The sequence below is a fragment of the Acinetobacter sp. Leaf130 genome (assembly GCF_001423205.1).
Classification (GTDB): domain Bacteria; phylum Pseudomonadota; class Gammaproteobacteria; order Pseudomonadales; family Moraxellaceae; genus Acinetobacter; species Acinetobacter calcoaceticus.
The window spans coordinates 80,200-91,312 of sequence record NZ_LMOE01000008.1 but is presented as its reverse complement, the minus strand read 5'-3'; the positions used below and the strand labels follow the sequence as shown (position 1 = coordinate 91,312).

General features: G+C 37.4%; 12 protein-coding genes and 1 pseudogene. 1 reads left to right on the top strand and 12 read right to left on the bottom strand.

Annotation, left to right across the window (positions count from 1 at the left end; all coding sequences use genetic code 11):
• Positions 1-157: 157 nt before the first annotated feature.
• The 11 genes and pseudogenes from ASF86_RS16455 to ASF86_RS16415 form a co-directional block, all read right to left on the bottom strand.
• Positions 158-646 (bottom strand): molybdenum cofactor biosynthesis protein MoaE, encoded by a 489-nt coding sequence (locus ASF86_RS16455; RefSeq protein ID WP_056483780.1) that lies wholly within the window; start codon positions 644-646, stop codon positions 158-160.
• A 1-nt stretch (position 647) separates the two neighbouring features.
• Positions 648-899, bottom strand: a complete 252-nt coding sequence (locus ASF86_RS16450) for a MoaD/ThiS family protein (RefSeq protein ID WP_017392327.1) — start codon at positions 897-899, stop codon at positions 648-650.
• A gap of 49 nt (positions 900-948) precedes the next feature.
• Positions 949-1,572: an NTP transferase domain-containing protein gene (locus ASF86_RS16445; RefSeq protein WP_056483778.1), complete on the bottom strand. Its 624-nt coding sequence runs from the start codon at positions 1,570-1,572 to the stop codon at positions 949-951.
• A gap of 35 nt (positions 1,573-1,607) precedes the next feature.
• Positions 1,608-2,825, bottom strand: a complete 1,218-nt coding sequence (locus tag ASF86_RS16440) for a molybdopterin molybdotransferase MoeA (RefSeq protein WP_056483775.1) — start codon at positions 2,823-2,825, stop codon at positions 1,608-1,610.
• A complete protein-coding gene (gene moaCB / locus ASF86_RS16435) occupies positions 2,822-3,745 on the bottom strand; it encodes a bifunctional molybdenum cofactor biosynthesis protein MoaC/MoaB (protein ID WP_017392330.1) in 924 nt (307 codons plus the stop codon). Before moaCB ends, ASF86_RS16440 begins: the two co-directional genes overlap by 4 nt.
• Positions 3,746-3,846: 101 nt before the next feature.
• A complete protein-coding gene (moaA, locus tag ASF86_RS16430; protein WP_056483772.1) occupies positions 3,847-4,905 on the bottom strand; it encodes a GTP 3',8-cyclase MoaA in 1,059 nt (352 codons plus the stop codon).
• Between the two features lie 112 nt (positions 4,906-5,017).
• Positions 5,018-5,128, bottom strand: a complete 111-nt coding sequence (locus tag ASF86_RS19440) for a DUF2474 family protein (protein ID WP_017392332.1) — start codon at positions 5,126-5,128, stop codon at positions 5,018-5,020.
• Between the two features lie 8 nt (positions 5,129-5,136).
• The gene (cydB, locus tag ASF86_RS16425; RefSeq protein WP_004773072.1) at positions 5,137-6,141 is read right to left on the bottom strand and encodes a cytochrome d ubiquinol oxidase subunit II; all 1,005 of its coding nucleotides are present in this window, start codon (positions 6,139-6,141) and stop codon (positions 5,137-5,139) included.
• The gene (locus ASF86_RS16420; RefSeq protein ID WP_017392333.1) at positions 6,134-7,570 is read right to left on the bottom strand and encodes a cytochrome ubiquinol oxidase subunit I; all 1,437 of its coding nucleotides are present in this window, start codon (positions 7,568-7,570) and stop codon (positions 6,134-6,136) included. The genes cydB and ASF86_RS16420 overlap by 8 nt, the downstream gene beginning before the upstream one ends.
• A 708-nt stretch (positions 7,571-8,278) precedes the next feature.
• Positions 8,279-8,422, bottom strand: a pseudogene (locus ASF86_RS19820) (TetR/AcrR family transcriptional regulator); the annotation flags it as partial.
• A 61-nt stretch (positions 8,423-8,483) separates the two neighbouring features.
• Positions 8,484-9,377, bottom strand: a complete 894-nt coding sequence (locus ASF86_RS16415; protein ID WP_056483770.1) for a PhzF family isomerase — start codon at positions 9,375-9,377, stop codon at positions 8,484-8,486.
• Between the two features lie 224 nt (positions 9,378-9,601).
• Here ASF86_RS16415 and ASF86_RS16410 point away from each other — a divergent pair, with 224 nt between their 5' ends.
• On the top strand, positions 9,602-10,465 hold the full coding sequence (locus ASF86_RS16410) for a LysR family transcriptional regulator (protein ID WP_056483767.1): 864 nt from the start codon (positions 9,602-9,604) through the stop codon (positions 10,463-10,465).
• 25 nt (positions 10,466-10,490) lie between these two features.
• On the opposite strand, the gene ASF86_RS16405 is transcribed toward ASF86_RS16410, so the two are convergent.
• Positions 10,491-11,090 (bottom strand): TetR/AcrR family transcriptional regulator, encoded by a 600-nt coding sequence (locus tag ASF86_RS16405; protein ID WP_056483764.1) that lies wholly within the window; start codon positions 11,088-11,090, stop codon positions 10,491-10,493.
• Between the last annotated feature and the right edge of the window lie 23 nt (positions 11,091-11,113).

Sequence of the window (11,113 nt, the reverse complement as noted above, 5' to 3'; positions counted from 1 at the left end):
AAAAATTTCATTAACTTACATTACAACTTTTCATAACAATCATTCTTCATTGTTATAACTTAACGTATTTAACTTGCAATTATTCACTCTATGTATAATGAAATAAATTTAAGAAGAGAAGACATCTTCATCTAATCTTATACAAATTTATTTCATTTTAATGAGAGTGAGATTTGGAACTAGAATGGTGATGATTATGAGATACACCATCCTCATCTGTCCGGATACAACAGCCAGCGACATACTCACTAGTCCCATCTGAGTAAAACTCTTCTTTCCAAACTGGAACTTCATGTTTTACACGCTCAACAGCTTCTTCACATGCCAGAAAAGCCTCTTTACGATGGGGTGCATATGCCACAGCAATAATTGCTTTTCCTCCAATATCTAACGAACCAATTCTGTGAATAACCTGAATATATGAAACCCCGTATTTGCTTTTAATCTCTTGCTCAATTTCACGGATCATTTTTTCAGCAATAGGTTTATATGCAGTATATTTTAATGCCTTGACACTTCGACCTTCATGGTGGTTTCGTACTGTCCCAATAAAAATTCCAATACCGCCACATTCGGGATAATGATCAATTGTTTCAAAATCATCTAAACTCAGGTCTGTTTCTTTAATGCGAGACATATCTGTCATTTTAACCTCCTGCTACAGGGGATAATAAAACCAATGTACAGCTGTTTGTTAATGCATGACGGCGTGGAATAATTTCATCACCAATCGCACATGCACATCGATCCAAAGGTTTCAAAGAATCAGGATATTGATCAGAAATTTGCTTCAAAATTTCTGAAACTAAACTATTTTCCGCACAAGAAAGGATTAAATCTGCGGGTAAATGTCTTTCGACTGCACCATAGGTTTCAATCTTAACTTTAATCTCTGCCATTTAAATACCTTTACTTAAGCCTAGCGAAACAATGAATATTCGGGTTTAATTAATTTGATTTAGACCCGCTAAGTATTTGCAATTCTTCACGGTATTGTTTCAACTCCCGTTCTGAATTAATGCTATGAAAACTTATAGGATTTTCATATTTAACGATCTGAGGCTTCAAGTCATCCAAGCATTTTCGGATACTGAGTTGATTGTCCGCTAAATGCTTTTCAATCGTAGCCAAACTCTCTCTTTTCAATAAACAAAACGGGTAAAGGTTTTGTTCATTTATAGATATAAATACAGCTTGAGAATTTTCTGCCTCAGATAAGGTTTGGTGCATTTTTGATAACAACCCTGCTGGGATAAAAGTAATATCGCAAGGAATGAAAAGTATAAAATCTGCCTGTACATGCGACCACGCACTTTTCATTCCCATCAATGGCCCGAAAAAACCCTCCTGATCATCAGAAAAACACTGTATTTCAGGTATGATTTTCTGATAGACCGTACAATCCCGATAACTGTTAACCCAAATCTTAGAAACCTCATCACAAAATTTACGATAAATTTTAAGTAGTTGAATTTCTTGGTCAAACTGTTGCAAAAGCTTGTTTTTACCTTGCATACGTCTTGCTTGACCACCGGCTAAAATGACTAAGTCAGTATCGGGATATATGGACATATTTACTCTTACCCCACCTTATATAACTCAAAGTCCTAAAGACTAATGAACTCAATGAATTGGGGAGAATTTTCAGGGTTGTTAAACACAGGAATCCGACCAATTACATTAGCTTCGCTTAAGTTACTTAACATATGAGATTGTTGTTTTTTGAGCTTGGAAACACTGAGTTGCCCTTGTTCATCAACTTTTAATTTCATACGTAACAGCTGTTCTCGACTATCACCTTTTACAGAATCACTTAAGAGTGCTTTCTGCCACTCTGGTTTTGAGTCTTTTAGACCTTGCATTGCTTTAAGCAAAGTTGACAAATGGATTTCTAAACACACAAAAACCGCTGCGGGATTACCAGGAAGTCCTAATAAATACGAGGCGTGTTTTTGTTTTTTATATTCAGCGAAATAAATCGGTTTTCCAGGTTTCTGAGCAACCTGCCAAAAGATTTCTTTTGCTCCTAATGCTTGAGAAACAGGGCGAATCAAATCATAGTCACCGACTGAAACTCCTCCAGTAGTGACAACCAAATCGTAATGATCAAGTGCATTTGCCAATGCCTTTTTCAATATAACTTCATCATCAATTACATGTTCTATATGGACTGTATGAAAACCTCTCTCATGCAACCATGTTAAAATCATCGGAGAATTTGCATCAAAAACCTTTGCATCATTATCAAGACTTTGGCTAACTTCATCCCCTGTAATAAGCACAGCAATACTCGGGTGATTAAAGACTTTAACCTCTTTCACCCCTGCCATACCAAGGGCTGCCACTAAACCACTTTTTAGATATTGGCCTTCATTTGCGAGTATTGCACCAACTGATAATTCTTCACCCTGATAACGAATATCCACGCCTTTTTTAATGGCTTGATTTAGGCTAATTCGACTATTTGTTTTACTTACGATTTCTTGTCGGGCAACGGTATCAGCCGAATCTGGTAATTTACCGCCTGTAAAAATCCGAACACATTGTCCAGACTCTATCTGGATATGTTCTTCAATACCTGCGCGTATTTCTCCAACCAGCTCAAATTCAGTGATGCCTGCATTAATGTCTTCACTTTTTAATGCATACCCATCTACTGCGCTTTGAGTAAATAACGGTAGCGCAATATCAGATAAAACATCTTGTGCTAGATAATGTTGATGGGCCTGTATTAGCGGTAAAGTTTGAACCACTCTCGGCTCAACCGTAGAGTAAGCTACAAATGCTTCATCTAAACTTATTAGTCCTTGACCAGAACAGCTCATTCATAACCTCCTGGATGCGGTAAATCACGGCATACATCAAAAATATGAACCAGTGCAGGTAAAATAGCCGCCATTGATTCAGAAGCTCCACCACGACTACCAGGTAAAGTGATGATAAGCGATCGATCAATAAAACCAGCAACCCCTCGAGACATGGCAGCATAAGGCGTACGTCTTTGACCAAAAGCGCGTGCTGCTTCCATCAGGCCATTAAGTTCTCGTTCGAGTAATGGCTCTATCGTATCAACAGTAATATCTCGCTTACCTATACCTGTGCCACCTACGGTAATGATGCATCCATAGGATTTAACCAATTCTGAAATCAATTGTTTTAGCTGTAACGGTTCATCAGGAATGATTTGGTAATGAATTGGATCAAATCCAGCCTCAGTTAAAGTTTCAACAACTGAACGCCCGGCAGTATCTGGTTTTTTACCTGAAGCCACTGTGTCTGACAAAACAATAACGGCAGCCGATACAGCCTGTCGAAGATGACGCTTATAGTGTGATTTTCCGCCCTTCTTCAAGTCCAACTTACATTGACCAATAATCAGTTCATGGGGTTCACAATGCGGTTTCAACATATCATAGATCGTTAATGCAGCAAGGCTGGCAGCAGTTAAAGCTTCCATTTCAACACCAGTTGGCCCGATGGTTTCCACTGTTGCCTGAATCTTTACCCGATCTTCCAATATATCGAAGTCAACATCTGCGCGATAAATAGGTAAAGGATGACAAAGAGGAATTAACTCATCGGTACGCTTAGCAGCAAGAATCCCAGCGATACGCGCTGTTTTTAATGCATCACCTTTTTCAGTATTACCATCAGCTAATAACTGCAAACAATCAGATGGAGCAAATAACTCCGAACTTGCAGTTGCAATACGATAACTTTCAGGCTTCATACCTACATTTTTCATAAAAAATCCTGTAAACCTAGATAATGCACAGCTTTTATATTAAGCCATTCATTTCAAATAAAAATTTATATACATTTCCATTAAATTATATGGATTAAAAATCAACCTCCAATAGAATGCATACTAATCTTACGAACAGGTGCAGCTTGGTATGCAATATATCCTGCTTTTTTTTGCCAAACCGTTTCCAGAATCGTTTCTATCAGTTCTTTTTCCTTAGCCTTTTCCAACAAAGGTCGAACTGATGTGCCTGTATTGGCAAATAGACACGTGAATAACTCACCTGTCGCTGTCAAACGTAAACGATCACAGGTTTGGCAAAAAGGTTTGCTAATTGTAGAAATGATGCCAATCCTAAAATGCTGATTTAGGATATAGATCGTGGCTGGGTCATTATTACGTGCTAGTTTATGAATTTGAAAATGTGATGACAGGACATTGATAACTTCATCCTCAATAATCACTTTCTCTCTTTTCCAATGCTCAGGCTGATCTAATGGCATATATTCAATAAAACGTAGCTCATAATCGTTTTTATAAGCCCACTGAGTTAAAGGCAATATGTCTTCATTATTTTGACCATTAACCAAAACACAGTTTAATTTAATCGGAATATTGGCATCTTTTGCTGCCTTAATACCTTTTAAAACTGGCTCTAATGGTTTTTGAGTCATTTTTAAAAAAGTATCAGGATTAATACTGTCTAAACTAATATTAAGGTCGTCAAGCCCTGCTTTTTTTAACTCAACTGCATATTTCTCTAAATAATAAGCATTGGTTGTCATTGATATACGCTGTAAACCTAATACCCTTAACTGGTTTAGCGTATTAATAAAATTGACTACACCTTTTCGCATTAAAGGTTCACCACCCGTTAAGCGAATTTGAGTTATTCCAAGCTTAACCATGACTTCACAAAATTTATAAAGTTCCTCAAAACTTAAAATATCGTGTTTAGCCAACCAAGTTGGATGATCAGGCATGCAGTAACTACATTTAAAATTACAACGATCAGTCAAGGAAATTCGTAATTTCCTTTTATGTCTTTGGAACTGATCCACCAATCTTGATTCAGGTAAGAGCGCTGATGAAACAATTTCGAACTGTTGTTCAATTTCAGGAGTTATGCTTACAGAATCTTCTTTTGATAACTTAACCATTTCATTCCTCAGCACCTTTGACTTAACTTAAGTTTATCAACCAAATCAAGTGAAACCTTAATTAACCCTTAAAAAGAAGAACTGGTAGATTCAGTTCTTCTTTTTATCCAAATTATTGATAGGCAAGTTGGATTAAGAATCTAAAAAACCCTGCAACAATTCCTAATGTGAGCACACCAGCCACCCAAAGCAAAATGAACCATCCAGTCTGTGAAAGTCTCATATAAACTCCTAGTGGTAACCTGCGTCACCAACACGCACTTTACCTTTAAAAATCCAATATGAAAAAATGGTGTAAGTCAGAATAATAGGAATGAGTAACAACGCACCAATTAAAGCAAATAATTGACTATTCGCTGGAGCTGCTGCCTGCCAGATCGTTACTGAAGGTGGAATAATATAAGGCCACAAACTAATTAAAAAGCCTGTATAAGCAAGGAAGACTAAGCCTAGTGTGTAAATAAAAGGGCTAAGTTCTTTCTTTTGCTTACATGCACGTAAAGCCATACCAGTAAAAATAAGTACTAATACCGGAACTGGACTAAAGTACATTAACTGGGGCTGGCTAAACCAACGCTCGGCAATTTGTGGTTGTGAAAGTGGTGTATAAATACTGACTAATCCGAAAATAATAAATACTGCAATGATCAGTTTAGGCATCATTGAAAACATTTTTTCTTGAATGTCAGCATCAGTTTTATAAATTAACCATCCACACCCTAAAGTTGCATATAGAACGACTACCCCAATACCTGTAAACACAGAGAAAGGAGTCAACCAGTCCAGTTGTCCACCAGCATAAACACCATTTAAGGTTTTGATACCCTGAATATATGCGCCTAAAACTACACCTTGAAGGAAACTTGCAAATACTGAACCACCAATAAAAGCTTTATCCCACAGGTGTTTAGTACGGTTTGCTTTAAATCGGAATTCAAAAGCTACACCACGGAATATTAATGCGATTACCATTAAAATAATCGGCATATAGAGTGCAGAGAGAACTGTTGAATAAACTAGCGGAAAGGCTGCAAAAAGGCCCGCACCACCAAGTACCATCCAAGTTTCATTACCATCCCAGACCGGAGCAACTGTGTTCATTAGCACATCCCGCTCATGGGAACCTTTAATGAAAGGAAATAAAATTCCGATACCTAAGTCAAACCCATCCAGAATGACATAAATCAATACGCCAATCCCGATAATGACAATCCAAATAAGAGATAAATCAATCATGGCGGTTCTCCCGTATTGACTCTAGTTTATCTAGGCTTTCTTCAACTGCACTCATTGGTCGCATTGGTGTTTGATCAATATCAGCATGTTCGCCTGAATGTGCACTTAAGAATTGCGGGCCTTTATGCATGAGCTTTAACATGTAATAAATGCCAATACCGAAGACTACAAAATAAACCAGAACAAAAATGATTAGAGTAATTCCAACTTGCGATGCGGATACGGGTGACAACGCATCTTTAGTACGAAGTACATTGTAAACAACCCAAGGTTGACGACCGACTTCTGTTGTAAACCAACCTGCTAAAAGAGCGATAAACCCAGATGGACCCATACATAATGCAAAACGTTGGAACCATTTACTTTCATATAAACGGTCAGAACGACGCAACCATAAGCCCAATACGGCTAATAGCAGCATTAACATTCCCATACCAACCATGACACGGAAACTCCAAAAGATGATCAAAGAATTCGGACGGTCTTCAGGAGCAAATTCTTTTAAACCTTTGACTTCACCATTTAATGAATGCGTCATGATTAAACTGCCTAAATAAGGAATTGATACTCCGTATTTAGTACGTTCTTCTTCCATATCAGGAATACCAAATAAATATAAAGGCATAGCTTCATTTTTATTTGTTTCCCAATGGCCTTCAATTGCAGCCAATTTGGCAGGTTGATGATGCAAAGTATTTAAACCATGATTATCACCCACTAAAATTTGCAAAGGCGCAAGAACCATAATCAGCCAAAGAGCCATTGAAAATGATGTTTTGACTAAAGCATCTCGACGACCTTTAAGCAAATGCCATGCTGCTGTTGCACACACCAACAACGCCGCAACCAAAAATGCAGCAATAGCCATATGTGTAAAACGATAAGGAAATGATGGGTTAAATACGATTTCAAACCAGTTTTGGGGAACAATTATTCCATTTTCGATACTAAAACCTTGTGGGGTATGCATCCAACTATTGGATGCTAAAATCCAGAACATCGAAATACATGTTCCGATCGCTACCATTAAGGTTGCAAAGAAATGGGCTCGAGGACCAACTCGTCCCCAACCAAAAAGCATAATACCCAAAAAGCCAGCTTCTAAGAAAAAGGCGCTTAAAACTTCATATGCTAACAAGGGGCCTGTGACGCCTCCTGCTATTCTCGAAAATTCACTCCAGTTTGTACCGAATTGGTAGCTCATGACTACCCCAGAGACAACCCCCATGCCAAAGGCAACAGCGAAAATTTTGATCCAAAATTTAAATAAATCTTGATAAATAGGATTTTTGGTTCTTAGCCAACGCCATTCTAAAACAGCTAAAAAACTTGCTAGGCCAATTGAGATTGCGGGGAAAACTATATGAAACGAAACAGTAAATGCAAATTGCATTCTGGCGAGTTCAAGAGCAGTAAGTCCTAAAGTCATACTACCACCTTCTTGGGTAATGATTTAAGTGATACATCTTGTTTTCATTCTGCATTGACAATAATTAATAGGCTATATGAAACAACATCAAAAAATCACTTAAGACATTGAATTATATTGGCTTTATTGGCAGTGAAAATAAAATCAACATACTTTTACTTCAATAAAACAGTAAAACAATAGAATTCACATTTCAATACAAATTGTTCATTTTTAGTACAATTTCTGATGTATGATTAATTTTATACTTAGTTCAGTAAAGCAAAGACATTGACTTATAAATATTTTTTTACCAATTGATAAAAAAAAGTTTTATATCGACTTTATTCCATATGTTTATTATTTAAACTAAAAATTTAACATTTAATATATAAATTAACAATTACTCATTTTTATATAAAATTTAATTTTTCAACCTAAAGTAAATCCTTAAATTAATAATTTTAAATCACAATGAAAATTATAATTTTTAAATTTTACTATTTTAAGATTCTTTTAAGGTTCATTATATATAATAGATTTATTTTTTTTAAACTCACACCCTATGTTATTTAGAATGTCTTAATATTCTCAAAACAAATTACAAATACACATTATATGTATAATTAATAATTAACAACTCACTTTTATATCATGCTTATTTTTCAAAAAAACTGGTCTATTAGTTGCCCTCTTTCATATCTACATATTCATAAAAATGTACGATCTTTAGGTCAGATTTAAATAGCCAAATACAACCTTTTCAACTCGATGTTGCAAATCGTTTAAATCACTTTCCCTTGCCATGCCTACCGCGTTAATCATCCCTTTACTTAAAGCAATTACATCTTGTGCGGCTGTTTTAGATGATGAACTTAGGTAAAGAAAAGAACTTCTTTAAAACTCGCAAGATGTCATAATTTTTTAAATATAATCAATCTTTTCTCGAGTACAAAACTGAACCAACTAAAACCGCTTGTCCTGCAATGCTGACATGTAATATTGAATCTATTTTCTCAACTGTTACTAGAACTCGCCCCGGTCTTTGTATTGCGAGGCCTTGATATCCCCAATAACTTACTTTCTGGGCACATTCGATTAAATCATAGTGAACAAGATACGCTCCCGCTGGACCATTTGCATTACCAGTTACAGGATCTTCATTAATACCGATTGCAGGTGCGAACATTCGACCATAAGTAATAGGTTCTTGCTCACTACCTTCCAAGACAAATGGGAAAAAACCATTGCAACCTATTTCAGCACTCATAGCTTTCAGTTTTTCATTGTTCGGAATTAATCCATCAAGCTTACTTCTACTCAGCATTGGCACCATCACCTTGGAATGCCCAGTCGTGACAACTTGTATTGGTAAGTCAGCAAAATCACCTTCACTCACACCCAGTGCGCTTGCAAGTTCACTCCGTTGACTCACACTAAAAGGTGGTAAAAACTCTACGCGACCTTGAGTCATTTTCACCAATAACTCTTCTGGACTACCAAATATTGAAACGGGTAAATGACCTGCCCCCGTTTTTGCGATTAATGGATAGTCTGATTGGTGACCTGTAGTTGCACGTAAAAAATGAGTGGCGATCGTCGCATGTCCACAGATCGGGACTTCATTTGTTGGCGTAAAATATCGAACATGTATGTCATGGCTTTGATCTTTTGGTGACAAAACAAAGGCAGTTTCTGAATACCCTGCGAATGCAGCAATCTCTTGCATCTCTTGAGTTGTAAGATGGTCAGCATCTAGAACAACTCCAGCTCGATTTCCTGTATTTGGTTTGGTGGTAAATGCATCAACTACATAAATGGTCGTCATGGCAGAACTCCTCTGTTGTTAACATTGTGATCTCAGAAATAGCTCCCGCCATAACCAGAAAATCTTATTTAATTGCAGTAATACATGTCGCAGGTCTAAAAGGTTTATAGTCGCTTCATATAATGAGTTTTGAGTCCCTCTAGTAGTAGTTTGAATTGTATAAATCTAAACATCGGGGATACTATAGTTTTTATTGCAAACGCATTTTCTAAATATGGAAAGGTATGAACTGGGACGATACTAAAATTTTGTTAGCTATTGGACGAACTGGCGGGTTGAGCCGCAGTGCAAAATTGCTTGGTATTAGTGTTTCTACCGTACATCGCAGAGCTGTTGAACTAGAGAAAAGTCTCAATGCGATTCTTTTTTCCCGAGACAGTGATGGCTATACACTTACCCACGTTGGAAAACATTTTTTTTCTTTGGCTGAAAAAGCAGAAGAGCATTTAATAGCGATGGAACGTTACAACGATCAAGGACAACAATCATTGTTCCGTATTGCTTTACCTGAGTTAATCGGGCAGCAGTTGCTCCAATCAAAGCTAACAGCATTGCAACTGAAGCACCCAGATTTACAATTAGAAATCTCAACGAGTGTCGTTCCTGTTGATTTTTCCCGACGGGAAGCTGACATTATTCTTCGACTTGTTCGACCTGAAAGCGGGCGTTACATTATTCGACGCCTTGGCCAACTAGAGTATGGTCTTTATTGTAGTCAAGATTATCTCGCCAGTTTCACAGAGCATGCTGAAAGGGATGATGATTTACTGAATCATCGTATAATCGGTTGGGACCGAAGCCTTCAATATACTTTCTTAGCACAATGGATGCGTGAACTCACCCAAGATGCAGCCCCTGCTTTGTCTTTTGATAACATGCACTCGCAACTACGAGCAGTCATTGAAGGACAAGGAGTTACAGCTCTGCCTTGTTTTGTTGCAAAGGCTTCGGGTTTAGTGCCGATACTGCCTGAGCAAACTTTAAAACAAGATGTGTGGCTAATGCGTCATTTAGATACTAAGAAAAGTGACTATTCAACGTTGATTAGTGAGACGATTGAAAAAGAACTACAAGAATATCTGTTGTGATAAACATTGGCTTTTACTCTGATCTTTAAGTCAAATCCAAATAACCAAATACAGCCTTTTCAACTCGCTGCTGTAAATGGTTTAAATCACTTTCCCCTGTTATGCCTGCCGCGTTAATCATTCCTTTACTTAAAGCAATCACATCTTGTGCGGCTGTCTGAGCATGTGAAACGCTAGAACGCATGAACAGATCAGAAATTATGATCTCAAGCTCATGTTGAAGCTCACTTTCCTCACTGTCTTTTCCAATCATTTCAGAAGCAAACTCTAGTGTTCGTGCTAACTGTGGACGGCTCAATTGATGTTGTACAGCAGCCTGAATGATGAGTTTTAGTTTTTCTTTTAAGTCTGCGGTAGCATTTTGCTGTATGGCTTCAACAATATGATTTGAAAGCTCAGCTCGCTCACGTCGAATTAACTCAACGATTAAGGCATCTTTAGATGGAAAGTATTGATATAGGCTACCAATGCTTACACCAGCAAGTTCAGCCACGGCATTTGTGTTAAATCCCGCAAAGCCTAAAGACTCTAAAATGCGAGCAGCCGCCTCTAGAATTGCTTCAAAGGTAGCCACTGAGCGTGCTTGACGCGGGCGTTTACGTGGGTCTGGAAGAGTTTCTGACATGAGCCGAAATGCGAGTATTTAAT

What these genes read in the sequence shown, in the direction of transcription:
- ASF86_RS16455 (WP_056483780.1), bottom strand. Translation starts at nt 646, where the DNA reads ATGACAGATATGTCTCGCATTAAAGAAACAGACCTGAGTTTAGATGAT.
- ASF86_RS16450 (WP_017392327.1), bottom strand. Translation starts at nt 899, where the DNA reads ATGGCAGAGATTAAAGTTAAGATTGAAACCTATGGTGCAGTCGAAAGA.
- ASF86_RS16445 (WP_056483778.1), bottom strand. Translation starts at nt 1,572, where the DNA reads ATGTCCATATATCCCGATACTGACTTAGTCATTTTAGCCGGTGGTCAA.
- ASF86_RS16440 (WP_056483775.1), bottom strand. Translation starts at nt 2,825, where the DNA reads ATGAGCTGTTCTGGTCAAGGACTAATAAGTTTAGATGAAGCATTTGTA.
- moaCB (WP_017392330.1), bottom strand. Translation starts at nt 3,745, where the DNA reads ATGAAAAATGTAGGTATGAAGCCTGAAAGTTATCGTATTGCAACTGCA.
- moaA (WP_056483772.1), bottom strand. Translation starts at nt 4,905, where the DNA reads ATGGTTAAGTTATCAAAAGAAGATTCTGTAAGCATAACTCCTGAAATT.
- ASF86_RS19440 (WP_017392332.1), bottom strand. Translation starts at nt 5,128, where the DNA reads ATGAGACTTTCACAGACTGGATGGTTCATTTTGCTTTGGGTGGCTGGT.
- cydB (WP_004773072.1), bottom strand. Translation starts at nt 6,141, where the DNA reads ATGATTGATTTATCTCTTATTTGGATTGTCATTATCGGGATTGGCGTA.
- ASF86_RS16420 (WP_017392333.1), bottom strand. Translation starts at nt 7,570, where the DNA reads ATGACTTTAGGACTTACTGCTCTTGAACTCGCCAGAATGCAATTTGCA.
- ASF86_RS16415 (WP_056483770.1), bottom strand. Translation starts at nt 9,377, where the DNA reads ATGACGACCATTTATGTAGTTGATGCATTTACCACCAAACCAAATACA.
- ASF86_RS16410 (WP_056483767.1), top strand. Translation starts at nt 9,602, where the DNA reads ATGAACTGGGACGATACTAAAATTTTGTTAGCTATTGGACGAACTGGC.
- ASF86_RS16405 (WP_056483764.1), bottom strand. Translation starts at nt 11,090, where the DNA reads ATGTCAGAAACTCTTCCAGACCCACGTAAACGCCCGCGTCAAGCACGC.